Here is a 25,712-nt window from a genome sequence, read left to right on the forward strand (position 1 = left end):
CGGCGACGAAACAGCCTAAACCGGCAGGAGCGCCAGCGCGATGCGTCGCCCCTCGGCCAACAAAACGTTGTATGTGCGGCAGGCGGCGGGTGAGTTCATCACTTCCGCCCCGATTCCGTCGCGTTCAAGCTGTGCGCGCAATGCGGCAGGGATATGCGCAATCTCGGGGCCGGTGCCGATGAATAGCACGTCAATCTTGCCGGCCAGCGCCAGCAACGGTGCGCTATCCTCCAGCCCGCCCCAAGTTGACGGCCCGTCAGGCCCGGTGAGAACAGCACCCTCATGCACTTCGCCCCCGATCCGAAAGAAGCCCGGCCCGTAGCCATCAACCGGCAAGGCACTGGTAAACGTGATCTCGTTCAGGCGCATGTCAGTGTCCCGTTCCCCAAACCGGCAGACCCGCCAGCGCCGCGCCGAGGATCAGGGCATAGGCGACACTGCGGTAGAGCCGTTCATATCCCGGTATGAATAACCCGGCACCCAACAGGTTGCCAGCCATGTTCGGAACGGCAAGCAAGAGACCCGTGATGACAGGTTCCGGCGAAAGCCGGCCGGCAATCAACATCATCGACAGAATGGCGCAGTCATAGAAGAACAGGTAAAACGTGGTGTTCGCCCGAATGACCCGTGCCGGATGCGGACTTGCCATGTAGGCAAAGATCACTGGCGGGCCCGGAATACCTGCGACCCCGCCCAGAAACCCCGCAGCCGCGCCGGTGCCAAAGACGGCGGTCGGGCGCAGGGTGCCGGTATAGCGCCAGCCGAACATCAGCACACCAAGCATGGTCAGCGACACACATGCGACGATGGTTCGGAACACTCCGGGGTCGAGAACGAACAAGGCTGCGAGCCCGAACGGGAGCGCCAGGAGGGTTCCGATGACCAGCCGTACCAGATCGCCCCGGTGGGTATCCGGCGCGGCCTTCCGCAAGACCGGAAGCGGGCCAAGGATATCCATGGTTGCCAGCGTGATGACGGCCGAAACCGGATCCAGCACGATGCCGGCAATCGGCAGATAGATCAGGGCGGTGCCAAACCCGGCGAACCCCCGTACGGTTCCCGCCGTCAGCGCCGCAAACGCGAGCATCAGGAGGTCAGGGGTCATGAGAGAAAAGAGCGGATCCATCTGCGGGACCCTGAGCCGATCAGAGGCGAACCGCTAGCGCCAGATGTCTATGCGGCCTAGCACCAGCCTCAAGCTGTACGAGGTTCGCCTCTTCGCAGGGAAATGCAGCGTCTACATGGCCACGTCAGGCGTCGACATTGGCGAACTGGTTTCCGGATGTGTTGCTTGGCTTGGACCAATCGCGCTTGACGCCCAGATACAGCAGCACCGCAGATGCCACGAATATCGACGAATAGGTTCCGACGATGACACCCCAGATCATTGCAAAGACAAAGCCCCGGATCACGTCGCCGCCGAGGACAAACAAGGAAATCAGTGCCAGCAATGTCGTGACAGACGTCATGAAGGTTCGCGACAGGGTTTCATTGATCGACAGGTTCAACACCTCGGCCAGCGATTTTTTCTTGTATTTGCGCAGGTTTTCCCGAACCCGGTCAAACACAACCACGGTATCATTCAGCGAGTAGCCAACGATGGTGAGCAACGCCGCGATAATCGCAAGATCAAACTTGATCTGGACTTCGGAAAAAATGCCGATGGTCAAGATCACGTCATGGACCAGCGCGATAACCGCCCCGAGCGCGAACTGCCATTCAAAACGAAGCCAGATATAGACAAGCACCGCACAGATCGCCAGAACCACCGCGATGATCGCGGTCTGGATCAATTCGCCGGACACTTTCGGACCAACGGACTCGACCGAAACGAACTTGATATCCGGAGCGACCGAAATCAGCGCCGCCTCGACGTCGGCAATTGTCTTCACGCTTGCCGCTTCCTGTTCGTCCTGCGCCTGAATTCGGATCATGGCCACGTTTTCATCGTCGCCAAAGGCAGGGTCGAACACCTCGCTGATCACCACATCGCCGATGTCCAGTTCGTCCAGCGCCCCGCGATAGACTCCGACATCCACGGGTTGAGCACTTTCGGTGCGGATGGTTGTACCACCTCGAAAGTCGATCCCGTAGTTCAGACCGCGCACCATGAACGAGCCAAACGCAACCACCATCAGCAGCGCCGAAATCCCCAGCCACAGTTTCCAGCGACCGAAAAAGTCGAACGAGGTTTCTTGCGGAACAAGTTTCAGTCGCATGTCATACCTCGATGGTCTTGGGGCGGCGGCGATCATACCACGTTACGATGATCAGGCGGGTCACATAAATCGCGGTGAACACCGACGTCATGATGCCCAGCCCCAGGGTGATCGCAAATCCGCGCACGGGCCCGGACCCCATCGCAAACAGGATGACTGCGGTGATGAAAGTTGTGATGTTGGCATCCAGAATGGCGCTGAGCGCCTTTTCATAGCCCAGTTCGATCGCCCGTGCCGGTCCCCGTGATGTCTTCAATTCCTCACGGATACGTTCAAACACCAGCACGTTTGCGTCCACCGCCATCCCGACCGTCAGCACGATCCCCGCGATACCCGGCAATGTCAGCGTCGCACCGATCAGCGACAGCAGGCCGAAAATCAGGCCGATGTTCAGGATCAGCGCGACATTGGCGAACAGGCCGAACAGGCCATAGCTGAGCGCCATGAAGATCAGCACGGCGGCAAAAGCGACGATGGTGGCGATCTTCCCGGCTTCGATACTGTCCTGTCCCAGTTCGGGGCCGATGGTCCGCTCTTCAAGAAACTCCAGTCCCGCAGGCAAGGCACCGGCCCGGAGCAGAACGGCCAGATTGGTGCTCTCCTCGACCGTGAAATTGCCCGTGATGATACCGGATCCACCGGGAATATGGCTCTGGATCACAGGGGCGCTGATCACTTCGTCGTCCAGCACGATGGCGAAGGGGCTGCCTATGTTCTCAAGCGTGTAGTCCCCGAACTTGCGCGCGCCCGAGGTGTTGAACCGGAAGTTCACGGCCGGGCGTCCGTTCTGGTCAAACGCGGGCTGCGCATCGACCAGTTCTTCGCCGGTGACCACCGGCGCCGACTCCAGCGTGTAGTAGGCACCCGGCTCATCCAGCGACGGTACGATCATGTTGCCAACGCCGGGATTTGCATTGGCGTCGCTGCCGCGCCCGACCACCGGTTGGAACGTCAGTTGCGCCGTGGTGCCGATAATTCGCTTCAATTCCGAAGCGCTGCCGATACCGGGCACCTGAATGAGGATACGGTCCTTGCCCTGACGCTGGATTGTCGGCTCGCGTGTTCCGACTTCGTCGATCCGGCGGCGGATGATCTCGAGCGACTGGCGCACGGTGCGGTCATCGCTGGCGAGCCTTTCCGCCTCCGACAAGGTCACGATCAACACATCGCCTTCACCCCGGACCTCGATATCGGTCGCGCCGACTCCGGTCAGAGTCTGGATCGGACGGGCGAGTTCGCGCACCACTTCCAGCGCGCGGACCATGCCGTCGGGCTGGCTGATCTTGACACGAATCTCTTGCGGATCAGACGGTTGCAGACGGACGGTGCCGATCGTCGCGCGCTCGGGCCGCAATCTATCCCGGATTTCCGGCCACATGGCCTGCATCCGGCTCTCGTAGACATCCGTGACCTTGACCTCGGCCAGCAGATGCGCCCCGCCGCGCAGATCAAGCCCCAGGTTGACCAGTGCACTTGGCATCCAGTTCGGCCATTGGGCGGCCTCTGCCCCGAGCGCATCCGTTTGACCCTGCACCTCGATCGCGGCCACGGCATCGTTATGTTGCTCGACACGCGTATAGAACGCATTGGGCAACGCCAGCCACAACCCGACCGCGCAGACGCTCCAGATCAGCACCTTCTTCCACAATTCGAACTGCAGCATTACCCAGCCTTTTCAGAGGGGTGAAACGCGGATTTAATCCGCAGGCTCGGTCTTGCTCATCACCGTGGCGATGGTCGATTTGACAACACGCACCTTGACGTTCTCGGCCAGCTCAACTTCGACCTCGTTGTCGTCCTTGACCTTGACCACCTTGCCGATCAGCCCGCCCTGAGTGACGATCTGATCGCCCCGGCGCACGGCTTCGACCATGGCCTGGTGTTGCTTGACCTTTTTCTGCTGCGGACGGATCAGCAGGAAATACATGATCGCAAAGATCAGAATGAGCGGGAGAAACTGGGCAAGTGCGCCACCATCCATGAGATGTTCCTTTGATTGAACGGCGGACCCCTGCCCGCGATTTCGGCGGAACCTAAGCGCAGAACCGGGGGTTTGCAAGGCACGATGAGCGTCGTGTTCCACGCCTATTCAAGAGCAAAACGCAGGCCATGCGAATTGGAGCCATCCGCAATCAGCATTCTTGGCAAGCGGGCGCAGAGACGTCATTGTGCTTACCACACGTCAAGAAGGGACTGACGCTTGCAGACCTATCTCGCTCTTGCGACACACCCGATGCTCTGGGTGTTTCTCGGCCTGCTCGCGGGTTTCTACCTGATCCTCTGGGCCACGGCACTGGATGCGCGGCGTCTGGCACCCCGTACGCTCTGGTTGCGCCGCAACTATCCGGCGGTCATCCTGACAGGTGTGGCCATCCTCGCAATTGTCGCGTTGACCTTCTATCTGATCGAGATCGGCATAAGTGTCCGCGTTCTGGTGGACCGTCTGCGCGAGACCGCGTTGGACCCCGGCAGCCAGGTCGGCGACCTGCAAAGCCTCGCGTCTGCGGTCGCGATCCTGGTCGGTGTTCTGGCGGCAGCTGCGACGATTCTCTATTCCTCGATCCGGGTCTGGATCAACGAACGCACGGCGACGGCGACCGAGGAAGGTCTGATCACCGACCGGATCAACAAGGCCGTTCAGGGGTTGGGGGCCGAGAAAACCGAAAACCGGCTGGGCCGCACGGTTCGCTATACGGTCGGCGGCGTCGATGGCTCATATTTCGAATGGATCGACGAGCCGCGCCAGCCCCCTTCGGATCCGGATGTGGTGGGGGGCAAGGTCAGGCTGACCAACGAGCCGTGGAGTTCCTTTCCCAACACCCGACCCAATCTCGAAGTGCGGATTGGGTCGGTCTATGCGTTGGAACGGATCGCGCAGGACAGTCCTCGGGATCACACGCAGATCATGGAAATCCTCTGTGCTTATGTACGGCACAATGCGCCATTCGACCCGGAAACCTCCATCCCTGAAGACTGGGAAGACGCCTATGATGAAGCGGTGGACGCCGATTGGGATGATGGCAACATATTGATCCCCAATGAGGATGTGATCAGAGATTGGTTTCTGGGGCACGACAGACCGCGCGAGGACATTCAGGTCGCGATGACTGTGATCGGGCGGCGCAGCCCGCTGCAACTGGCTTTGGAAGGACATTGGGACAGCGACGGAAACTGGCACGGGTATCGGCTGGATTTGCGGCGGACCTGCCTGACACGCATTGATCTGGAAGGGGCCGATCTGGCGAATGCCCGGTTTACCGGTTGCCAAATGCACGGCGGGATCTTGCACAATGCACAGCTCACCAGAGCGAATTTTCACAGAGTAGAAATGCTGGGTGCGGACCTTCGCAACGCACAAATGCAGGGCGTGAACCTGAGGGCCGCTCAGTTGCAGGGGGCGAACCTCACCAGCGCACACATGAATTTTGCAGACATCAGCAAGGTGCATATGCAGGGAGCGATTCTCCGTGAGGCAAAATTACGGGATACAGATCTCGGAGAAGCGCAGATGCAGGGGGCGGACCTCTGGGAGGCGCAGATGCAGGGGGCGGACCTCAACTGGGCGCAGATGCAGGGGGCGGACCTCAGGGAGGCGCAGATGCAGGGGGCGGACCTCAACTGGGCGCAGATGCAGGGGGCGGACCTCTGGCGGGCGCAGATGCAGGGGGCGGACCTCAGGGAGGCGCAGATGCAGGGGGCGGACCTCAGGGAGGCGCAGATGCAGGGGGCGGACCTCAGGGAGGCGCAGATGCAGGGGGCGGACCTCAGGGAGGCGCAGATGCAGGGGGCGAACCTCTGGCGGGCGCAGATGGATGGCACAACCAACCTAAGCGCTGCTACTCTCCGAGGTGCAGCGCTTAGGTTGGTTGATTGCTCCGATATTATCATCACCCAGGATCAGATCGATTCAATTTTTGGCGATCAGACTGTGATCTTGCACAAGGGGTTAATACGCCCGGATTGGCCAGAGATCGATGAATTCGATTGGGCGGGTTTTGAGAGTCAGTGGCGCGCGTGGCAGGCCGAAATCGGCTTTGACCCGGACGACCCCAAAACCTGGTGAGCGGTCCTGTGGTCAACCGCGCTCTACCATAGGTCAGGATGTTGAGGCATAAGGCGTCAACCGACTCGGACCATCAAGGACAGACCCATGCACGACATCCGCGCCATTCGCGAAAATCCTGACGCTCTTGATGCCGCCCTTGCCCGGCGCGGTGATGCGCCCGAGGCGGCGGTGTTGTTGTCGCTGGATGAGGCACGTCGCGCCAAGATCCTCGCCGCCGAAACCGCACAGGCCGAGCAGAACAAGGCCAGCAAACTGGTCGGCGCGGCCAAAGCCAAAGGGGATGAGGCCGAGTTCGAACGCCTTCGCGCGCTAGTATCTGAGAAAAAGGCCGAGGTGGCGGCAATGCAGGCCGAAGCCAGGGAACTGGATGCGCAGCTGACGGACAAACTCGCCCGGATCGGCAACCTTCCGGCGGATGATGTGCCCGATGGGGCGGATGAAAACGACAATGTCGAGGTCAACCGCTGGGGCACGCCTCCGTCACTTGACTTCACCCCCAAAGAGCATTTCGAGATCGCAGGCGTGGCCGCATTGATGGATTTCGAACTGGCCGCCAAGATCAGCGGCAGCCGCTTCGTGGTGCTCAAAGGTGCCGTGGCGCGGATTCACCGGGCGCTGGCACAGTTCATGGTCGACACGCATGTGGATGAGAACGGGCTGACCGAGGTCAATTCGCCGGTGCTGGTCCGCGACGAGGCGATGTACGGCACGGATAAATTGCCGAAATTCGGCGAGGACAGCTATCAGACCACCAATGGCTGGTGGCTGGTGCCCACGTCCGAGGTGCCGCTGACCTATTCCGTGGCGGGTGAGATTCTGGAGGCGAGCGCGCTGCCGATCCGGATGACCGCGCATACCCTGTGTTTCCGAAGTGAAGCCGGGAGCGCGGGCAAGGACACCGCCGGGATGCTGCGCCAGCACCAGTTCGAAAAGGTCGAGATGGTGTCGGTGACCCATCCCGACGAGAGCGAGGCCGAGCAGAAGCGCATGCTGCGCTGTGCCGAGGATCTGCTGGAACGGCTTGGCCTGCCCTATCGCACCGTCATCCTGTGTACCGGAGACATGGGGTTCGGCGCGCGTCGCACCTATGACATCGAGGCGTGGTTGCCGGGGCAGAATGCCTATCGCGAGATCTCGTCCGTGTCGACCACAGGCGATTTCCAGGCGCGGCGCATGAATGCACGGTTCCGCCCCGAAGGCGGTGGCAAGCCCGCGTTCGTACATACGCTGAACGGATCGGGGCTGGCGGTCGGGCGGTGCCTGATCGCGGTTCTGGAGAACGGCCAGCAGGCGGACGGATCGGTGGTCTTGCCGGAGGTGCTCGCGCCCTATCTCGGCGGGCGCAGGCTCTTGACAGCGGAGGGTGCGCTGGCGTGATCGAGCGTGCCCCAATTCTGCCCGCGGTCCTGGTGGCCGCGACGACGCTCGCGTTTGTGACCTCGCCCTTGCTGGCACCCGAGTTCGGCGGATTCAACCCCGACCTGTTCCCGGTGCCCCAGGACGATCCGCCGGTTCAGCCCGCGGGCTACGCCTTTTCGATCTGGGGCGTAATCTATCTCTGGCTTGTCGTCAGCGCCGGGTTCGGGCTGTTTGCCCGTGCACGGGCAGCAGACTGGCTGCCCATGCGCCCCGCCCTCGCGCTATCCGTCGGGATCGGTGCTGCCTGGTTGCCCGTGGCGACCATCAGCGCGATTGGCGCGACCGTCCTGATCTGGATCATGTGGTGTACCGCTCTGGTCGCCCTGCTTCGCGCGCCGGAACATGACCGTTTTCTCGCACGTGGACCGGTGGCGCTCTATGCAGGGTGGCTGACGGCGGCGAGTTGCGTGTCTCTGGGGTTGCTGCTGGCAGGCTACGGGGTGATGGGCCCGACCGGTGCGGCGATACTGGCGCTGTTGCTGGCGCTGGCCTTGTCAATCTGGGTGCTGCGGTTCCTTGGCAATTTTCCGGAGTTCGGCTTTTCCGTGGTCTGGGCATTGATCGCGGTCGCGGTCGCCGGTTGGGACGATGCGACCGTGGTAACCTGGTTGGCGGCGACCGGCGCGGGTCTGGTTGCGGGCGTCACACTCTCCGCAGCCCGGCGCGGATAGACTGAAACGCTCATTCACAGTCCGGTACGGCGAAGAATCGGCACTCCCTAGGATTGATCCCTCAGTCAGAACAATCCGTTGTCGTTTTGCGACATGTCGGAGATGACCTGAAGCACGTCCCAGTGTTCGACAATCCTGCCCTGTGGATCAAAGCGAAAGATATCCATGCCCGCATAGTCATCGCTGCCGGGCCAGGTCTGATGACAGTGCAATACGACCAGATCGCCCTCGGCGACGGTACGGACAAACCGGGTGTGCTTGCCCGGATACTCAGCAGCCATACGCTCGAAATAGGTGACAAACGCCTCTTTGCCATCCGCGACATGTGGGTTGTGCTGGATATACACGTCGCCCACGTAACGCTCGATCGCCTCGCGCGGTTTGCACTGATTGAACATCAGGTCATAAAAGGCCATCGCATTCTGGGTGTTGACTTCGGTTTGGATGGTCATCCTGCACCCTCAGAATAGCGAACCCGTCGTGGGAACAGTGTTTCGGGCCGCGTTCAGGCCAAATTCCCGAACCAAGCCGTTGCGATGCCTGCTATGGTCAAGAAACAGTATCGGTCATCTCTTGAAATCTATCAATGACAGTTTGGAGCACCTATCGCTACACATGGAAGCCAAGTTGAACCCCGAAATCACCTTCACCAGACTGCCCCTCATTGAGCCGAAGGAGATTCTCACCCACATGTCCGATCCTCGTGTTGCTGAACATATGCCTCTGCTGACAGCAAAATGGGATGCAGCCGCTGTGGGCGAATTTGTAGCGATCAAAGAGGCGTGCTGGAGCCGAGATGGACTTGGACACTGGGCGATATTGTGTGACGACAATTACGTCGGCTGGTGCGGCTTCCAAAAGGAGGGAGACGAGTGGGACTATGGTTTGGTTCTCAAGCCGGAGTTTTTTGGACTGGGCATACGCATCTCAAGAAAGGCCATCAAGTTCGCCTTTGCTGACAGACGCATCCCGTTCGTGACCTTTCTGCTACCACCGTTACGCAATAATCTCGGAGCACTCACAAAATTCGGGGCAATATTCGTCGGAGAGATAGAGTTTGATGGCTCAACCTTTCTCAAATTCCGACTGGAAACTGCATAGCGGCTTTTTCAGTTGACCCGTCGCCCGGGATTCTGACGACGAACCAACCCGCGTCTAGCCAACAGCAGAATCGGTGGCTGTCGTGTTCGCCCGTTGTTCGGCGTGCGGGAATGGCACCAGACGGCCTGTATCTTCATCCCAGAGCTTGAGATTCAGCGCTGCCACCGCTTCGAGGAACTTGATGCGGCGGGGGGCGTATTCTTCGGGCAGGCTGTAGTGGCAAGCTCGCAATCGGTATGACGGGATGCGCGAATTCAGGTGGTGGATGTCATGCAACGTGATGCAGGCCACCGCATGGTCGAACCAGGCCCCGAAATCGAGACAGGACGATCCCTGGATGGCAGCGACCTGGGGATCGAGATCGGGGCGACGGTCCCAATAGGTGTCCTCGAAATTGTGCTGCAGGTAGACGAGGAACACTCCCAGCATCCCGCCCACCATCGACGCCGCGAAATAGACGCCCAGCCCGTGCCAGCCTGACAGGAGATAGATCACCCCGACCCAGGTCAGAACCGAAATATTGTGCAAGACCACCCCTTTCCAGCCGAACCGCATGGTGTTCTTGGGCCAGCGGTAGCGAATGAAATAGGTGAACAGCGCGCCGGCAGGCACCAGAATGAACGGATTGCGATAGAGACGATATTGCAGACGGGGCCAGAACCCGGCCTCGTTCCATTCGCGCAGGGTCATGGTGTGAATTTCGCCAGAGTCGCGATGATCCAGATTTCCGACGCCCGCATGATGCAGGTTGTGGTTTTGTTTCATCACCTCGAACGGCGCAAAGGTGAACGGTGACAGCGCATGCCCCGCCAGTTCGTTCTGCGCCCGCGTGGCAAACAGCGAATGATGGCCCGTGTCATGCTGCAGCACATAGAGACGCACCGCCGAGAACGCATGCACCACGATTGCCGGGATCAGCACATACCAATGTCCCGACTGGCTGATCGCAAGCCAGAGCGAGGTGAAATAGACCGCGAATGTGCCAAAGAAGCTGAGGCTCGCAAGCCGGTTGTCCTTGTCGCAGTATTCTCGAGTATGATCGCGCAAGTTCATGTCGGGTCCCGAGACGAAAACGGTGATGGTCCTGTCAGCAGGTAACAGAAGTCCTTGCCAGATATCTGACAAATTTCACGTCCCTTTTCAATCGTTTGGCGAAATTTCGCCGGGATGAGCGACAAATCGGCCATTTGGGGATCACAACCACCGGGTGTTCGCTTCGTTCTCCGGGGAGAGAGAGACATCAGAACAGGTCTGGAAACAGTCGCTTCAGGCTCTGCGGACGATAGGCGCTCATCGCGTCCAGACGTTGCTTGACGGTCGGAGACGCCTCGGTCGACCGGGCCGGGCCGTCGCGCCACACCAACAGGTCGGGCGAGATACCGTAGATGGGCGATGGATCGCGCAGAACCGGGACGTCATCTGCGGGGTTGGGCTCGACCGCCGGAATATTGGCGTCCGGGCGCAAGGTCAGGCCCGCTCGTTTTGCACCCTCCGCAATCCATTGCAGGGTTATCGCGGACAGGCTGGCACTGTCGCCGGTGCCGCCGACAATGCCGTGATCACCCACGAACCAGAGTTGCTGAAACGGCCGGTCGTCCGAGGTGTCTCCGCGATTCAGCCCCTGCCCTGCATCGCTGTCATCCAGGTTGTTCCAGGGTGATGGCAGAAAAAACGCGCGCCTTTCATCCAGCGCCAGCGCGTGCCGCGCACTTGCCACCATGCTGGACAGTTCAGTGTCATGGAATTCGTATTTCTTGTTCCAGAGACTCGCGATGCCGCCAAGCAGGACCGACGGAATGCCCAGCGACCCCACCGTGTCCCAGACACCGATATAGCTGATCTTGACGACAGAAGAGCCGTCATTGCGCTGCGCCTGCTCGGTCTCGGATGTGGCAAATCGCGGTGACTTCTGCTTGCGCGTTGCCATCACGCCCGGCGAGTCCGGCCGGTTCCCATCGCCTGAACTCTTGTAGAGCTTGAAGGCCTCACTCAGCGCCGGGCTGCTGTAGTCGTCAAGGATGCCGCATTTGCGGATCATCCCCGCGAGCGATCGTGCCGTGTAGGCACCACGCGAAAAGCCGAAGATCAGGATCTCGTCATCGGGCTCATAGACCTTGCAGACATAGGCGTAGGCCTGCTTGATGTTGTGTTCGAGACCCCAGCCAAAGGCCCCGCCGCCGATCCGCCTTAGCAGGCCGCCAAATAATCCGGCGTTGGAGGTTTCAGTGCCCACGCCGCGAAAATAGTGGGCGATCTGCACATCGGCCTTCTGGTCAACCGCGTTGTAGAGGTTGACCACATGGGTCCAGTCAAGCCGGGTTGGAGAATTCCACGTTCCGTCGCAAAAGACAGCAATGCGTTTCATGTTGAAATACCTTTAACAAATATCTGGAAACTACCACATATTTGGCTGTGCGGCAATGATCGCGCACAACCATGGCGCGCGTGCAGTCTACCCTAGCCGCCGACAGGGCTCAGGTTGAGAACGCCCATGGTTTCAAGCCCGACCAGAACCGAATCCACCGCAACGGTTGCCAAGACCATGCCCATGACCCGACTGACAACGCTCGCCCCGGCGGCCCCGATAATGCGCTGAATGCGTCCCGCCAGGAGCAATGCCAGAAGCGTGAACATCAACACCACCAGCAGCAGGCTTGCCGTGATCGCCTGTTGGGCGAACGACGTGCCATGGTTGTCGGTCAGGATCACCACGGCGAGCATGGCACCCGGCGACGCGATGGAGGGGATGGCAAGCGGAAAGACAGCCCCGGAGAGATCCTCGGAGGCTGCGTCCTCGATTTCCTGCTCCGGTTTGGATTCGCCGAATATCATGGACAGTGCAAACAGGAACAACACGATTCCGCCGGCGATCTGAAACGTGCCCAACCGCAGGCCAAGCGCCTCGAGCAGGAATTGCCCGCCGACCAGGAACACCAGCAATACGACTGCAGCAGTCAACACCGCGCGAATCGCGAAAGCCCGATGCAGGCTTGGCGAAACACCGGCCGCGGCGAACAGGAAGACCGGGATCGATCCGATCGGGTCGATGACCACAAAAAGGGTCACAAACTCGCGTATGATGGTCTGCAGCTCCAATTGTTATCCACTTGCTTGTCAGGAATATGGGTGTCAGGTCTTCCGCCCCGAAATGTGCTTTCTCAACTTGCTCGGGCCGCTCTTCTTGCGACCTTTATAAGGATTCTGATCGTTTTGTCCCCTCATATGAAGGCGGATCGGCGCGCCGGGCATGTCAAAATCCTCGCGCAGGCCATTCACCAGATACCGTGAATAGCTGGCAGGCATCTTGTCAGGGTGCGAACACATCACCACGAATCCAGGCGGGCGGGTCTTGGCCTGTGTCATGTAGCGCAGCTTGATCCGTCTGCCCTGTGGCGCCGGAGGCGGATGCTGTTCCAGCATGCCCGCGAGCCAACGGTTCAGCGCCGCGGTCGGTATCCTGCGATTCCAGACTTCGTAGGCCCGCAGGATCGCAGTGTGCAAACGATCAAGACCCCTGCCCGTCAGCGCGCTGACCGTCACCAGCGGCGCGCCGCGAAGTTGCGGCAACAGGCGTTCAAACGACTCGCGCAGATCGCGCAGTTTTTCCTGCTTGTTCTCTTCGGCGTCCCATTTGTTGACCGCGACCACTACGGCGCGGCCTTCGCGCTCTGCAAGGTCGGCAATCCGCAGATCCTGTTGTTCAAAGGGAATCTCCGCGTCGAGCAATACCACCACAACCTCAGCGAACTTGACCGCGCGCAGCCCGTCACTGACCGAGAGTTTTTCCAGCTTTTCCTGGACCTTGGCCTTTTTGCGCATGCCGGCAGTGTCAAAGATGCGCATCGGCGTGCCGTCCCAGTCGGTGGTCAGCGAGATGGCATCGCGGGTTATTCCCGCCTCGGGCCCCGTGAGCAGGCGATCTTCGCCCAGAATGCGGTTGATCAGTGTAGATTTTCCTGCATTGGGGCGACCCACGACGGCGACTTGCAGCGGCTTGTCCGCCGTCGGCGTCGGCGCGGCGGCGTCTTCGTCCGCGTCATCGACCGCAACATCGGTTGCCGGAGTTTCGGCGGCTGCCCGCACGGCAAAGCCATCAGCCAGCGGCATCAGTTGAGAATAGAGGTCGTTGAGCCCCTCGTTATGTTCCGCCGACATACGGATCGGTTCGCCAAGTCCAAGACCATAGGCCTCGATCACACCGGCATCGGCAGCAGACCCTTCGGCCTTGTTCGCGGCAAGGATCACGTGAGCGCTGCGTTTGCGCAGGATCTCGGCAAAGAGCTGATCGGTCGGCGTTACCCCGGCACGCGCATCAAGCATGAAGAGGCAGATGTCGGACATATCCACGGCGCGTTCCGTCAGACGTCGCATTCGCCCCTGCAGGCTATCATCGGTTGCATCCTCAAGCCCGGCGGTGTCGATGACCGTAAAGCGCAGATCGCCAAGCCGTGCCTCGCCTTCCCGCAAATCGCGGGTGACGCCGGGAGTGTCGTCGACAAGCGCCAGACGCTTGCCTACGAGGCGGTTGAACAGGGTGGATTTGCCCACATTCGGGCGGCCCACGATAGCGAGGGTGAAGGACATCGGGTCTGCTTTCAAAACGTCTGAGAGCGCCCCTTAGCGCATCCGCGCCTCAACGGAAAGCGTGCAGTTCGCCATCGCCGCCCATCACATAGAGCGTCTGGTTGGCCACGACCGGCGCGCTGCTGGCACCGCCGGGCACAGGCACCGCTGCGGTCATCACCCCGTTGTCGGGGCTGAAAAAGCGCAATTGACCGTCCGACGAGGCCACGACGATCCGGCTGCCCGCCAGGATCGGGCCGTAGTTGGCATAGCTGCGGCCGCGCCTGCGCGGTTTGTCCTTGACGAAGTTGGGCAGGTCGACGGCCCAGATGACGCCTCCATCCGCGGCATTGATACGAACCAGCTTGTTCTGGTCGGTCACCGAAAAGATGCTGTCCCCTGCCGGCCAGACCGGCCCAAGCGCGCCTTCGCGTGCGGTCCAGATCCGTTCGCCGTCCTCCACGTCCAGCGCGACGATGCGGCCAGAGTGGTTTCCGGCGTAGATCCGGTTGCCTACGACCACGGGTCCACCCGTGACATCGCCAATCTTGGCGATCGCACGGCCGGTGCGTTGGCCCGCCACCGTCGCATTCCATCGTCGCAGCCCGCCACGCCGGAACGCCGCGACGATATCACCAGAGCCGAACCCAAAGACCACGAAATCTCCGGCCAGTACCGGCGACGGAGCGCCGAGAACGTTGGTGATGCTCGGGCTCGCCTCGATCTGCCAGGCCACCCGACCGTCCGATGTATTGATCGCCCAGGCGATATTGTCGCCAGCAACCAGGTACACCAACCCATCGCGCACCAGCGGCGTGCCGCTGCCGGTCGACTCCAGTTTCTGGATCCAGCGGGTCGCTCCGCTGCGCGCATCGAGCGCGGCCAGCCGTCCAAAGCCCGAGGAAACATACAGCGTGCCATTGTCATAGGCCATGCCACCGCCAGTGGCCTGCCCTTCTTCGTCGCTCGATGGGATCAGGTCCGTGCTCCAGACCAGGCCGCCGCTGGGCGAAACCGCCGAAACGCGAGCGCCGCTGTCGAGCGTATAGATCAACCCGCCGGCAACCACGGGTGATGCGGTGATGCGTTGCTTGCGGCTGTTGCCGGACCCGATCGAAGTTGACCAGATGCGTTGCGGAGCCGCGCGCAATGCGGCGTTGGCCGTGCGATATGCCGGCGTGCCGAACGATTGTGCCCAGGTCGTGTTTGCGGATTGAGACGGCAGGCGAATCGCGCGGCTGGCATTGACAACTGTACTTGCCGTCGCGACTGCCCCGTCTGCGACAGGGCGGATGTTTTCACGGGGGCCCGCCAGGATCCGTTCCTTTTCAGCACAGGCTGACGCCGTGAAAAGCAGAACGCCCAACAGGGCCAATCCGGTGCGGGATGCTCGAAACGATACCATCTTTAAAGTCCCTGCCTGTCTTTCTGTTCCTGCGATCAAGTGCCCCAGGGGCCTACCCCTGGATGCGCGAAGGCACTTGTGGCGTAGCGCCAAGCGCCACCATCAACTGAGATACTCGCTGTTGCAAGTCCGTGGTGACCTCGGAGTCATCCAGAATGGCCTGAAGTCTGACAACTGCCGTTTCGATCTCGTCTTCGGACACGTCAATCAATGCGAGTTGTTCTTCGGCCAGCAGACGCAGCGGCGCGCCCGGTTGCGCCAGCGCTTCGAACTGAACCCTGCGCTCCTCGACTGGCATGCTGTCGGCCTGCAGGGTCAGCGCCTTGAAGCTGGCGATCTGGCGGTAGATCTCGGGCACATCACCATTGATGGCAATCTCGTTCAACCGCGCCACCGCCTGCGTGGTCTCGCCGGAGTTCACTTCGGCTGCCGCGATCAGGAAGTTGACAACTGCTTCACCGCCCGGTGTATCCGCCTCGACCTCGCTCAGGGCGGCCGCCCGCGCGGCAGGATCGTTGGCTGCGAGTGCCGCGACAATGCCATCCCCCAGGGTTTCGGCCGCTGCACGGGTCTGCGCCTTGCTGTATTCATTCCAGGCAGCACCCGCCACAATGATCACAATCAGCACAACCGCGATCCAGCCATAGCGGCGGAACATCAGGAACAACCGGTCGCGGCGCACCTCTTCGGTCACTTCTTCGATGAAACTGTCGCTGTCGCTCATGCTCTGCCCTGTCTCTGGCCATGTGGTGCCCCGGTTCCGGAACGCATTTTTCGCCCGGAAATCGGGCAACGGCCCTCTCTTAGCCTGCCTGCAGGGGCAAGCCAAGTGGCCGGTACAGTGCAATACCTCAGCAGCTTGCGCATTCTCGGAAAAAAAACTAATCTGAACTGGTTAGTTTAGTAGAAAAATGCCCCTATATGAAAAAGTACCGCGTTGTGCGGACTTTGATATCGGCCAATTCGATTGATGTGGAAAGGCGCAAGATGCGATTGATCCCCGTACTCACCGCGATCTTGGTGACTCTAGGACTCTATGCAGTCGTTTTCGAACGCGAGGCGCTGTTTGCGTTTGCGCGCGGCGACGAGAGTACCGAAGACGCGACTGAGGCTCCCGCAGGTGAAGGGTACGCTCTCGCCTCAGAAGCACCAGATGCGGTTGGCGTGGTGGTATTGCGCAGCACTGCGGAACAGATTGACAGCAGGGTGATCTTGCGGGGCCAGACCGGTGCCGACCGGCAGGTGGAAGTGCGCGCAGAAACTTCTGCGACCGTCGTGTCGCCCCCGTTGCGCAAAGGCACATTCGTCAAGACGACGGATGTTCTGTGCCAACTGGACGTCGGCACACGCGAGGCAGCACTTGCAGAAGCCCGTGCCCGGTTGACCGAGGCAAGGGCGCGGGAACCGGAAACCGAGGCCCGGCTGGCCGAAGCCGAGGCCCGACTGTCCGAAGCCCTGATCAACAACAATGCGGCGGAAAAGCTCTCCAAGGGCGGATACGCCTCCGAAACGAGGCTGGCATCGACGCAGGCCGCCGTCCGCTCAGCCGAGGCAGGGCTTGCCTCCGCCAAATCCGGGCTGGAAACCACGCAAGCCGGCATCCAGGGTGCAGCGGCTGCCGTGGCGGCGGCGGAGCGCGAGATAGAGCGCCTGACCATCCGTGCGCCGTTTGACGGTTTGCTTGAATCCGACACTGCCGAACTGGGCAGCCTGATGCAGCCCGGCGGCCTCTGCGCCACAGTTATCCGGCTCGACCCGATCAAGCTGGTCGGATATGTGCCGGAGTCGGATGTCAACCGGATCAATCTGGGCGCGATGGCCGGAGCCGAGCTGACCGATGGGCGTCGCGTGCAGGGCACTGTCGATTTCATCAGCCGTTCCGCCGACCCGACAACCCGCACATTTCTGGTCGAGATCACGGTGCCCAACCCGGACATGTCGATCCGCGACGGGCAAACCGCCGCGATTGCCATTGCCGCAGACGGCACAATGGCGCACCGCCTGCCGGCATCGGCGCTGACCCTGAACAATGACGGTCAATTGGGGGTGCGCATCGTATTGCCGGACAATATCGTGGACTTTCGTCCCATCCGCCTGCTGCGTGATGATGTAGACGGAATTTGGGTCACCGGTCTGGATGAAGAGACTGACGTAATTGTCGTCGGCCAGGAATTTGTCACCAAGGGCGTGCTTGTCAAACCAGCTTACCGGGAGGCCGCCCAATGACAGGGATCGTCACCTGGGCTTCTGAACGGGCCCGCATGGTGCTGGCCTTCATCGCGCTGTCGCTGATCATAGGTGGCTTTGCCTATGCCAACCTTCCCAAGGAGGGCGAGCCGGATATCGAGATCCCGGCCCTGTTCGTGTCGGTGCAGTTTCCCGGTATCTCGGCGGAAGACAGCGAAAGCCTGCTGGTCAAACCGATGGAAACCGAACTGGCCGATCTGGACGGCCTCAAGACCATGTCCAGCACGGCGGCAGAGAATTACGCGGGCGTAGCACTGGAATTCGATTTCGGTTGGGACAAGACCGCGATCATGGCCGATGTGCGCGACGCCATGAATTCGGCACAGGCCGAACTCCCGGACGGGGCCGAACAATACTCCATCACCGAGATCAACTTTTCGGAGTTCCCTATCGTCATTGTCAACCTGACCGGTGCCGTACCCGAGCGCACGATGGCGCGTGTTGCCAAGGCGTTGCAGGACGATCTTGAAGCGCTGGACGCGGTGCTGGAGGCCGGAATCGCAGGCAATCGCGATGAAATGCTCGAGGTGGTGATCGACCCGCTGCGGCTGGAATCCTACAACATCACCGCGCTGGAACTGATCAACGTCGTTCGGAACAACAACCAGTTGATTGCCGCAGGCGAGATCGAGACCGATCAGGGCAAGTTCAGCGTCAAGATCCCGTCAAGTTTTGACGAACCGCGCGATGTCTACAACCTGCCGATCAAGACCAATGGTGACCGCGTGGTCACGCTGGGCGAGTTGGCGGAAATCAACTTCACCTTTGAAGATCGCGCAGGCACAGCACGGTTCAACGGCGAAAGCACCGTCGCCTTGCAGGTTGTCAAGCGCAAGGGCTTCAACCTGATCGACACGGTTGCACTGGTCAAGGAAACGCTGGCGGCCAGCAAGGCGAAATGGCCGCCAGAGTTGCAGGCAGTGATAAAGGTGGGCACCAGCAACGATCAGAGCCGCGTTGTCGGCTCCATGGTCAGCCAGCTGGAAGGGTCCGTTTTGACGGCGGTGGCGCTGGTGATGATCGTGGTGCTTGCAGCACTTGGCAGCCGCGCCGCCTTGCTGGTCGGGTTTGCGATCCCGACATCGTTCCTCTTGTGTTTCATGTTCCTCGCGATCATGGGCATCACGATTTCCAATATCGTGATGTTCGGCCTGATCCTCGCGGTCGGAATGCTGGTCGATGGGGCCATCGTGGTGGTCGAATACGCCGACAAGCGGATCAAGGAAGGCGTTGGCCCCATGCATGCCTATGTCGAGGCGGCGCAACGGATGTTCTGGCCCATCGTTTCGTCAACGGCAACGACGCTGTGCGCGTTTCTGCCGATGCTGTTCTGGCCCGGCGTTCCCGGCGAATTCATGGGAATGCTGCCAGTCACGCTGATTTTCGTTCTGTCCGCATCGCTGATCGTCGCACTGGTCTACCTGCCGGTGATGGGCGGTGTCACCGGCCGGATGAGCCGCCTTTTCGGGCGAATCTCGGATGTCCTGCGCGCCCGCCTGCCCTGGGCCGTTCGGGCGCTGCTGGTGCCGATTGCGATGTACACCATGTTTCTGGGCGCGATGCAGGTTCTGAACCCGGCCTATCTGCTGCCTGCGGGCACCGCCGGTGTCGCGGGGGTTCTGTTCGGCGCCCTGTTGTTCCTCTTCGGCTCGTTTGCGTCCTCGGTCACGCTGGGTGCTGCCCGCATCGTGCGGCCACCGCGGGCGGTGCGTTCCGGCCATCAGCTGTCGCCATTCGGGCATTTCATCAAGTTCATCGCTGGCAATCCGATCATGCCGATCGTGGCCATCGCGACAGTATTTGCCGCCGTTTTCTACGTGGCCACCGTGCTGTTCCCGGCCAATTCGCGCGGTGTCGAGTTCTTTGTCGAATCCGAACCGGAACAGGCCAACGTCTATGTCCGCGCGCGCGGCAACATATCGCTGCACGAAACCGACGAGATGGTGCGCCAGGTCGAAGAGGTTATCAGCGCCCACCCGGCGGTCATCAACGTCTTTGCCTTTGCCGGAAGTGGTGGTCTCGATACCGGCGGCCCAGGTCAGCAGAGCCCGCAGGACACGGTTGGTCAGGTCCAGTTCGAGATCATCCCCTGGGAAGATCGCCCCACCGCGCGCGAAAGCTGGTTCTTTGGCAAGTTTGAACGGGATGTGACGGCACCGGCCTATGACGGTGATTTCGTGATTGATCAGCTCAATACCAAGCTGCAGGAAATTCCGGGTTTCGAGGCCGAGATCCTGCCATTGGAGCAGGGTCCGGGATCAGGCAAGCCGATCCACCTGCGCCTGAAAGGCGACGACTGGGGTGATCTGACCGCAGCCGCGGAAACGGTGCGGGCCCATTTTGACCACCTGCCTGGTCTGATCAAGGTTGAGGACACGCTGCCCCTGCCCGGCATAGATTGGCAGATTGACGTCGAGGTCGAAAAAGCCGGGCAGTATGGGGCCGACGTGGCCACAGTCGGCGGCATGGTGCAACTGGTCACGCGCGGCATCCTGCTGGATACCATGCGGGTCGACAGCAGCGACGAGGAAATCGAAATTCGTGTCCGTCTGCCCGAGCAGGACCGGGTCCTGAGCACCCTGGATTCGATGAAGGTGCGCACCAGCGACGGGCTGGTCCCGCTGAGCAATTTCATCAGCCGCAAACCGGTCGCGAAGCTGGCCGAGATCAACCGAGTCGATCAGCAGCGCATCTTTGACGTAAAGGCCGATGTCGGCAGCGCCCTGTTCAAGGTCGTGACGCCACACCCGGACACGGAGGCCGAAGCGCGGCAGGCATTGGTTCGCGCGCTGGAGGCTGACATCATTGCCGATGGGGCAACGCTGGAGAATGACGCTGGTGACCGGTTCGAAATTGTTCAACTCACTGACGGCGTCGGGGTCGATGACCTGCGCACGGCACTGGCAGCGGGCGATGCCCAGTTCATTCCGGTCAACGCCAACGAGCGGATCACGGTGATCACCGAATGGCTGGAAACCAACCCCCTGCCCGCGAGCATCGATTGGGAATGGACCGGCGATCAGGAGGAACAGGAGGAATCCGGTGCCTTCCTGCAAAACGCGTTTCTTGGCGCGTTGGGGTTGATGTTCATCATTCTGCTGGCGCAGTTCAACAGCTTCTACAATTCTGTCCTGGTCCTGCTGGCGGTGGTTCTGTCCACCACCGGGGTGTTGATCGGCATGATGGTGATGCAACAACCGTTTTCGATCATCATGACCGGCACAGGCATCGTCGCGCTGGCCGGGATCGTGGTGAACAACAACATCGTGCTGATCGATACCTATCAGGAATTCAGCCAGTACATGCCGCGCATCGAGGCGATCATCCGCACCGCCGAGGCGCGTATTCGCCCGGTCTTGCTGACAACGATCACGACGATGGCGGGGCTTGCGCCGATGATGTTCGGGCTCAGCCTTGATTTCATCAACGGCGGCTATTCGATCGACAGCCCGACCTCGCTGTGGTGGAAGCAACTGGCGACGGCCGTGGTGTTCGGTCTGGGGATCGCGACGGTTCTGACACTGATCGTGACGCCATCTTTCCTGGCATTGCGGGTGTGGTTCTCGACCTACGCCACCTGGATCGGGCATCTGATCGTGCGCGTGACAGGCGGCAAGGAAACCCAGACCGCCCGAGACATGCGTCTGGACCGGGCCGCACGCGAGATCAGGATCGACGAGATCATCTGGGAAGACCTCGGCCCACCGGAAGAGGCTGACCCCAAAGCGGCCGAAGCGGCGGCTGACGACCCGCAAGAGGACAGCCCGACAGCGCCCCGGACGCCGCTGAAGGCCGCGGAATGAGACGCGGACGGCGTCGCACGATTTCATGATCCGGGGGGTCGTCGCAACGATACTGATCACTTGCGCGACAACGCAGGTTCAGGCGGACGACGCACGCGCCTGCGCCAGAACCTTCAAGGACTGGACCCCCGACGGCCAGCCCGTACTGCGCGACAGGGTGCCGGAAGAAAACTACGAAGTTGCCAGTGATTCGCATGTGTTTCGCATACCCGATGGCCGGTTGCGCATGGTCTATGCCGGTGATTCCGGGGGCACGATTTCCATCAAGCTTGCCCGATCGAACGATTGGACAACCTGGCGGGACGGCCCAGTTCTGATCGGTCCCGACCAGGGTGGCCGAAAGGCGCGCAAGAAGGAAACACCGTTTTATCGGCGCGCAGAAAACGGCGAGCACCAGATATTTTTTATCGGCTATGCCAACGAGACAACCTATCGTTCACAGGTCTTTCTGGCGGTCGCCGACAAGCTGAACGGCCCCTATCGCATGAAGAGCAAACCGGTGATTCCAATCGGACAGATCGGCGGAGAATCCGTCGGGACGATAACCTCGCCCGGCATTGTCGAACATGATGGCAAGCTCTTCATGACCTTCGTGGCCTGGGACGATTATCGGAACGTCTCGCAGATCTGGCCGATGGGCGCGGTGTCAGACGACGATGGCCGGACCTGGAAGAATATCCGGAAGGTAAAGGCGCCGGTTGCAATGGAGGGGCAGATCACCCGAACCCCCGATGGCCGGTTCCTGTCGGTGCGCAATGGCGAGTTCCAGGAGACGGAAGCGATCTTTCTGGGATGTGCGACGCATCCATTCGGTCCCTATCACGAGCTGACCGCGCCGGTGATCACCAAATCCGGTGGCAGATGGGACCGCGACGAAATCACTGCGCCGCAGATCACCTTTGATCCGGTAAGCGGCGCGGCGCATCTGTTTTACACGGGGGCGCAATCTCAGAAAGGGTGGTGGATATTGCACGCGCGGCGGGGCGATTAGCCCCGTCAAGCGGCCTCCTGATCCGATTGCTGACGATTCCATAGATTTGCATAGCGCCCCTCGCGCGCAAGAAGCTCTTCATGTGTGCCCTGTTCGGCAATCTCGCCCTGATGCAGAACCACGATCTGATCGGCCTCGGCGATCGTCGACAGGCGATGCGCGATGGTGATCACGGTCCGCCCTTCGCCCGCGCGATCCAATGCATCCTTGATGTCGCGTTCGGTTTCGCTGTCCAACGCACTGGTGGCCTCGTCCAGCAACAGGATCGGCGGATCCTTGAGCAAAGTCCGCGCGATCCCGACCCGCTGCTTTTCGCCCCCGGACAACTTCAGGCCCCGCTCGCCCACGGCGGTCTCGTAGCCATCCGGAAGACTTTCGATGAAGTCATGGATCTGCGCGTCGCGCGCGGCTTGCTCGATCTGTTCCTGCGTCGCGCCATCGCGCCCATAAGCGATGTTGTAGCGAATGGTATCGTTGAACAGCACCGTATCCTGCGGCACGACTCCGATGGCTGCGTGCAGGCTGTCCTGGGTCACGTCGCGAATGTCCTGCCCGTCGATCCTGAGCGCACCGCCGGTGACATCGTAGAACCGGAACAACAACCTGCCGATGGTGGACTTGCCCGATCCCGTCGCGCCCACAATGGCGACGGTCTGTCCCGCAGGCACCGACAGATCAACGCCTTTCAGGATTTCCCGGTTCGTCTCGTATCCGAAATGCAGCCCCGACAGGGTGATCTCGCCACCGTTGACCTTGAGCGCCGGTGCACCCGCCTTATCGGTGATCTCGGCCGGCTGTTCCAGCAGATCGAACATCTCGCCCATATCCACAAGCGATTGCCGGATTTCCCGGTAGACGGTGCCGAGAAAGTTCAGCGGCACGGTGATCTGGATCATGTAGGCGTTGACCATGACAAAATCGCCCACTGTCAGGCTGCCCGCCTGCACGCCGAGGGCGGCGAGAATCATCACACCGATCAATCCCCCGGTGATCAGCAACGACTGACCGAAATTCAGGAACGCCAGCGAATAGGCCGTCTTGAGTGCGGCGGATTCATAACCAACCATCGCCACGTCATAGCGCGCGGCCTCGCGGCTTTCGGCCCCGAAATATTTAACGGTTTCATAGTTCAGCAGGCTGTCGATCGCCTTTTGGTTGGCGTCGGTGTCCTGGTCGTTCATTTCCCGGCGCAGCTTGACCCGCCATTCGGTGACAGCGAAGGTAAAGGCGACATAGAGCGCGATGGTGACGGCCACGATCACCAGGTACCAGACGTCAAACAACACGGTCAGGATGATCCCGACCAGCAGAAGTTCCAGAATCAGCGGGCCGATGCTGAAGATCAGAAAGCGCAGCAGGAATTCGACACCCTTTACCCCGCGCTCGATGATCCGCGACAGCCCGCCGGTCTTGCGTGTGATGTGATAGCGCATCGACAGCCGGTGAATGTGTTGGAATGTTTCTAGCGCCAGACGACGCAGCGCCCGCTGCCCGACCGGGGCAAAAACCGCGTCGCGCAGTTGCTGAAACCCGACGCTCATCAGCCGCGCCAATCCGTAGGCCACCGTCAGCCCCACCGCGCCCAGTGCCAGTGTTGACACACCATCACCGGCAAGACTGTCAACGGCCCCCTTGTAGAGGATCGGCGTATAGACCGCGATCAGCTTGGACAGAACAAGAATGACAAGAGACAGCACCACCCGGCGTTTGACCCAGGACTGATCATCCGGCCACAGGTACGGGGCCACGCGACGGATGGTCCGCAAGCCTGAAAAGCGCGCCTCGCGAGCGTCTGTGTCTTGGAATGGTGGCATGAGAATTCCCGGAAGGTTTGGAGACACATAGTGCCTGAGCGCCAGGTTTGCCAGTGCTCCCGGTTCACTCTGGGATGGTGAAAACCTGCCCGGGATAGATCAGATCGGGGTTCTTGATGCTGTCTCGGTTGGCATCGACCACCTTCACATAGAGCACGCCATCGCCATAGCGGTCCCGCGAAATGGCCCAGAGTGTATCGCCGGTTTGCACCGTTACAGCCCGGACAGGCGACTCCGTCTCTTCGGAATTGTCTTCGGCGGGCTGTAACACCTCAGGCGATTCGCGTTTGAAAGGCGTTTCCAACCGGCTGAGAACCTGTCCGTCCGCGTCCACCTCATCCAGACGAAGCGTGTAGATGCCCGGCGCTGCGGCACCGATCTTGCCGCGAAACCGGCCCTTGGCGTTGGTGTCCAGATCGGTCACCGGCATGTTGTCGAGATAGACGCGCACCGCCGCGCCCTCCACCGCTGTACCCCTGAGCAGGACTTCGCCCTCGGCAGAATAGCTGATCGTGTCCAGCGTGACCTGCGAGGCCGCTGCCTCTTGCGGGGCGGCCGGCTGTATCACTTCGACGCCATCCGCATTGGCGCGCAAGACCGTCACGGGTGTAGATTCAGAGATTGGCGGCGTTGGGGCGTCGGGCGCGATGGCGGCGGTCACGACCTCGTCGGCTGTTCCTGCGGATGGCATTTGCGACGCCGTCGGTGCTGCCCCGGCGGTCTCGGCCTCGACGGCGGCCACTGGTGTTGGCGGCGCCGTGACGCCTGCAACAGGCAGCGCATCGCCCGCCGGGGTCGTCAGCGCAGTTCTTGCACTGGCGGGAGAAGGCGCAATGATGATCTGATCGACCGAGATCGCCGATTGCCCGTCACGTTCGGCACGCAAGGTCAGAACACGCGGCGCATCGGAGATTGGCAGGGTGAGGAGGCTGACGAAACCGCCATCCGCTCCGGCCCTGGGCGTTTCCAACTCGTCCTCATCCATCAGGATGACCACGCGGCTGCCCGGCGCGGCCGACCCGGCGATGACGGTGTTTCCATCGGGATCGACCCTGACGACGTCAAAGATCGGCGCGGCCAGCGTGTCCGCCTTTGCCCCGTCCGCCGCCGCCTGGGACCGAGCCGCGGTTCCCTGTTCGGGCTCTGCCGGCACCGTTGCCGCGCCCGTGTCCGCCAATCCGGACGCTTCGGGCGCGCTGGTCGTGTTCGTGACCACGGCGTCGGATGATCCTATCTCCTGTGGCGCGACGTATCCGCCCAGATACAGCCCGGCAGCACCAAGCGCCGCAGCGGCGGCAAGCCCCAGCACCCACCCGGTTGGCCCTGAAAAGGCCCCTGCGGTATTTCCTGCCATGTTCATCCCCTCGTCGCGCTCTGGCGCACCCTCGCCCCTTGGCGCGGTTGAGGCAGCCT

21 protein-coding genes are annotated in these 25,712 nt (G+C 61.1%); 7 read left to right on the forward strand and 14 right to left on the reverse strand.

Annotation, left to right across the window (positions count from 1 at the left end; all coding sequences use genetic code 11):
- Positions 1 to 15: 15 nt before the first annotated feature.
- From QO231_RS06960 to yajC, 5 genes are all read right to left on the reverse strand, one after another.
- Positions 16 to 369 (reverse strand): Mth938-like domain-containing protein, encoded by a 354-nt coding sequence (locus tag QO231_RS06960; RefSeq protein ID WP_316774614.1) that lies wholly within the window; start codon positions 367 to 369, stop codon positions 16 to 18.
- Position 370: 1 nt separating this feature from the next.
- Positions 371 to 1,126: a sulfite exporter TauE/SafE family protein gene (locus QO231_RS06965; RefSeq protein ID WP_316774616.1), complete on the reverse strand. Its 756-nt coding sequence runs from the start codon at positions 1,124 to 1,126 to the stop codon at positions 371 to 373.
- A 124-nt stretch (positions 1,127 to 1,250) separates the two neighbouring features.
- Positions 1,251 to 2,219 (reverse strand): protein translocase subunit SecF, encoded by a 969-nt coding sequence (gene secF, locus QO231_RS06970; protein ID WP_316774618.1) that lies wholly within the window; start codon positions 2,217 to 2,219, stop codon positions 1,251 to 1,253.
- Position 2,220: 1 nt separating this feature from the next.
- Positions 2,221 to 3,882 (reverse strand): protein translocase subunit SecD, encoded by a 1,662-nt coding sequence (gene secD / locus QO231_RS06975; RefSeq protein ID WP_316774620.1) that lies wholly within the window; start codon positions 3,880 to 3,882, stop codon positions 2,221 to 2,223.
- A 33-nt stretch (positions 3,883 to 3,915) separates the two neighbouring features.
- Complete coding sequence (gene yajC / locus QO231_RS06980) at positions 3,916 to 4,200, reverse strand: preprotein translocase subunit YajC (RefSeq protein WP_316774622.1); 285 nt, start codon at positions 4,198 to 4,200, stop codon at positions 3,916 to 3,918.
- Positions 4,201 to 4,419: 219 nt separating this feature from the next.
- Here yajC and QO231_RS06985 point away from each other — a divergent pair, with 219 nt between their 5' ends.
- The 3 genes from QO231_RS06985 (at position 4,420) to QO231_RS06995 (ending at position 8,375) form a co-directional block, all read left to right on the forward strand.
- Entirely contained in the window at positions 4,420 to 6,282 is a 1,863-nt protein-coding gene (locus tag QO231_RS06985) for a pentapeptide repeat-containing protein (protein ID WP_316774623.1), read from the forward strand.
- 87 nt (positions 6,283 to 6,369) lie between these two features.
- Positions 6,370 to 7,662, forward strand: a complete 1,293-nt coding sequence (serS, locus tag QO231_RS06990; RefSeq protein WP_316774625.1) for a serine--tRNA ligase — start codon at positions 6,370 to 6,372, stop codon at positions 7,660 to 7,662.
- Positions 7,659 to 8,375, forward strand: coding sequence for a hypothetical protein (locus QO231_RS06995; protein ID WP_316774627.1), 717 nt, complete (start codon positions 7,659 to 7,661; stop codon positions 8,373 to 8,375). The genes serS and QO231_RS06995 overlap by 4 nt, the downstream gene beginning before the upstream one ends.
- 65 nt (positions 8,376 to 8,440) lie before the next feature.
- Here the strand turns inward: QO231_RS06995 and QO231_RS07000 are convergent, their stop codons facing one another.
- Positions 8,441 to 8,827 (reverse strand): nuclear transport factor 2 family protein, encoded by a 387-nt coding sequence (locus tag QO231_RS07000; protein WP_316774628.1) that lies wholly within the window; start codon positions 8,825 to 8,827, stop codon positions 8,441 to 8,443.
- A 163-nt stretch (positions 8,828 to 8,990) separates the two neighbouring features.
- On the opposite strand from QO231_RS07000, the gene QO231_RS07005 reads away from it, so the two are divergent.
- Positions 8,991 to 9,476, forward strand: coding sequence for a GNAT family N-acetyltransferase (locus tag QO231_RS07005; protein WP_316774630.1), 486 nt, complete (start codon positions 8,991 to 8,993; stop codon positions 9,474 to 9,476).
- 54 nt (positions 9,477 to 9,530) lie between these two features.
- Here the strand turns inward: QO231_RS07005 and QO231_RS07010 are convergent, their stop codons facing one another.
- The 6 genes from QO231_RS07010 to QO231_RS07035 form a co-directional block, all read right to left on the reverse strand.
- Positions 9,531 to 10,529 carry a fatty acid desaturase gene (locus QO231_RS07010; protein ID WP_316774632.1) on the reverse strand — a complete coding sequence of 333 codons (999 nt, stop codon included), beginning with the start codon at positions 10,527 to 10,529 and terminating at the stop codon, positions 9,531 to 9,533.
- A gap of 187 nt (positions 10,530 to 10,716) precedes the next feature.
- The gene (locus QO231_RS07015) at positions 10,717 to 11,841 is read right to left on the reverse strand and encodes a DUF2235 domain-containing protein (RefSeq protein WP_316774634.1); all 1,125 of its coding nucleotides are present in this window, start codon (positions 11,839 to 11,841) and stop codon (positions 10,717 to 10,719) included.
- 92 nt (positions 11,842 to 11,933) lie between these two features.
- Positions 11,934 to 12,572, reverse strand: coding sequence for a MarC family protein (locus QO231_RS07020; protein ID WP_316774637.1), 639 nt, complete (start codon positions 12,570 to 12,572; stop codon positions 11,934 to 11,936).
- A gap of 33 nt (positions 12,573 to 12,605) precedes the next feature.
- Positions 12,606 to 14,060, reverse strand: a complete 1,455-nt coding sequence (gene der / locus QO231_RS07025; RefSeq protein WP_316774638.1) for a ribosome biogenesis GTPase Der — start codon at positions 14,058 to 14,060, stop codon at positions 12,606 to 12,608.
- Between the two features lie 49 nt (positions 14,061 to 14,109).
- Positions 14,110 to 15,444 carry a PQQ-like beta-propeller repeat protein gene (locus QO231_RS07030; protein ID WP_316774639.1) on the reverse strand — a complete coding sequence of 445 codons (1,335 nt, stop codon included), beginning with the start codon at positions 15,442 to 15,444 and terminating at the stop codon, positions 14,110 to 14,112.
- A 52-nt stretch (positions 15,445 to 15,496) separates the two neighbouring features.
- Positions 15,497 to 16,168 (reverse strand): tetratricopeptide repeat protein, encoded by a 672-nt coding sequence (locus tag QO231_RS07035; protein WP_316774640.1) that lies wholly within the window; start codon positions 16,166 to 16,168, stop codon positions 15,497 to 15,499.
- A 263-nt stretch (positions 16,169 to 16,431) separates the two neighbouring features.
- Here QO231_RS07035 and QO231_RS07040 point away from each other — a divergent pair, with 263 nt between their 5' ends.
- The 3 genes from QO231_RS07040 to QO231_RS07050 are packed head-to-tail and all read left to right on the forward strand — an operon-like array spanning position 16,432 to position 22,485.
- On the forward strand, positions 16,432 to 17,670 hold the full coding sequence (locus QO231_RS07040; RefSeq protein ID WP_316774642.1) for an efflux RND transporter periplasmic adaptor subunit: 1,239 nt from the start codon (positions 16,432 to 16,434) through the stop codon (positions 17,668 to 17,670).
- Positions 17,667 to 21,494, forward strand: coding sequence for an efflux RND transporter permease subunit (locus QO231_RS07045; protein ID WP_316774644.1), 3,828 nt, complete (start codon positions 17,667 to 17,669; stop codon positions 21,492 to 21,494). The genes QO231_RS07040 and QO231_RS07045 overlap by 4 nt, the downstream gene beginning before the upstream one ends.
- Before the next feature lie 25 nt (positions 21,495 to 21,519).
- Entirely contained in the window at positions 21,520 to 22,485 is a 966-nt protein-coding gene (locus QO231_RS07050) for a glycoside hydrolase family protein (RefSeq protein ID WP_316774646.1), read from the forward strand.
- Positions 22,486 to 22,490: 5 nt separating this feature from the next.
- Here the strand turns inward: QO231_RS07050 and QO231_RS07055 are convergent, their stop codons facing one another.
- Positions 22,491 to 24,299 carry an ABCB family ABC transporter ATP-binding protein/permease gene (locus tag QO231_RS07055; protein ID WP_316774648.1) on the reverse strand — a complete coding sequence of 603 codons (1,809 nt, stop codon included), beginning with the start codon at positions 24,297 to 24,299 and terminating at the stop codon, positions 22,491 to 22,493.
- A 64-nt stretch (positions 24,300 to 24,363) separates the two neighbouring features.
- Complete coding sequence (locus QO231_RS07060; RefSeq protein WP_316774649.1) at positions 24,364 to 25,653, reverse strand: LysM peptidoglycan-binding domain-containing protein; 1,290 nt, start codon at positions 25,651 to 25,653, stop codon at positions 24,364 to 24,366.
- Between the last annotated feature and the right edge of the window lie 59 nt (positions 25,654 to 25,712).

This window comes from Sedimentitalea todarodis (assembly GCF_032595355.1).
Lineage (GTDB): Bacteria > Pseudomonadota > Alphaproteobacteria > Rhodobacterales > Rhodobacteraceae > Sedimentitalea > Sedimentitalea todarodis.

Excerpts from the sequence above, each read along its gene's own strand:
- QO231_RS06960 (WP_316774614.1), bottom strand. The coding sequence starts at position 369 with ATGCGCCTGAACGAGATCACGTTTACCAGTGCCTTGCCGGTTGATGGC.
- QO231_RS06965 (WP_316774616.1), bottom strand. The coding sequence starts at position 1,126 with ATGGATCCGCTCTTTTCTCTCATGACCCCTGACCTCCTGATGCTCGCG.
- secF (WP_316774618.1), bottom strand. The coding sequence starts at position 2,219 with ATGCGACTGAAACTTGTTCCGCAAGAAACCTCGTTCGACTTTTTCGGT.
- secD (WP_316774620.1), bottom strand. The coding sequence starts at position 3,882 with ATGCTGCAGTTCGAATTGTGGAAGAAGGTGCTGATCTGGAGCGTCTGC.
- yajC (WP_316774622.1), bottom strand. The coding sequence starts at position 4,200 with ATGGATGGTGGCGCACTTGCCCAGTTTCTCCCGCTCATTCTGATCTTT.
- serS (WP_316774625.1), top strand. The coding sequence starts at position 6,370 with ATGCACGACATCCGCGCCATTCGCGAAAATCCTGACGCTCTTGATGCC.
- QO231_RS07000 (WP_316774628.1), bottom strand. The coding sequence starts at position 8,827 with ATGACCATCCAAACCGAAGTCAACACCCAGAATGCGATGGCCTTTTAT.
- QO231_RS07005 (WP_316774630.1), top strand. The coding sequence starts at position 8,991 with ATGGAAGCCAAGTTGAACCCCGAAATCACCTTCACCAGACTGCCCCTC.
- QO231_RS07010 (WP_316774632.1), bottom strand. The coding sequence starts at position 10,529 with ATGAACTTGCGCGATCATACTCGAGAATACTGCGACAAGGACAACCGG.
- QO231_RS07015 (WP_316774634.1), bottom strand. The coding sequence starts at position 11,841 with ATGAAACGCATTGCTGTCTTTTGCGACGGAACGTGGAATTCTCCAACC.
- der (WP_316774638.1), bottom strand. The coding sequence starts at position 14,060 with ATGTCCTTCACCCTCGCTATCGTGGGCCGCCCGAATGTGGGCAAATCC.
- QO231_RS07030 (WP_316774639.1), bottom strand. The coding sequence starts at position 15,444 with ATGGTATCGTTTCGAGCATCCCGCACCGGATTGGCCCTGTTGGGCGTT.
- QO231_RS07035 (WP_316774640.1), bottom strand. The coding sequence starts at position 16,168 with ATGAGCGACAGCGACAGTTTCATCGAAGAAGTGACCGAAGAGGTGCGC.
- QO231_RS07040 (WP_316774642.1), top strand. The coding sequence starts at position 16,432 with ATGCGATTGATCCCCGTACTCACCGCGATCTTGGTGACTCTAGGACTC.
- QO231_RS07045 (WP_316774644.1), top strand. The coding sequence starts at position 17,667 with ATGACAGGGATCGTCACCTGGGCTTCTGAACGGGCCCGCATGGTGCTG.
- QO231_RS07050 (WP_316774646.1), top strand. The coding sequence starts at position 21,520 with ATGATCCGGGGGGTCGTCGCAACGATACTGATCACTTGCGCGACAACG.
- QO231_RS07055 (WP_316774648.1), bottom strand. The coding sequence starts at position 24,299 with ATGCCACCATTCCAAGACACAGACGCTCGCGAGGCGCGCTTTTCAGGC.
- QO231_RS07060 (WP_316774649.1), bottom strand. The coding sequence starts at position 25,653 with ATGGCAGGAAATACCGCAGGGGCCTTTTCAGGGCCAACCGGGTGGGTG.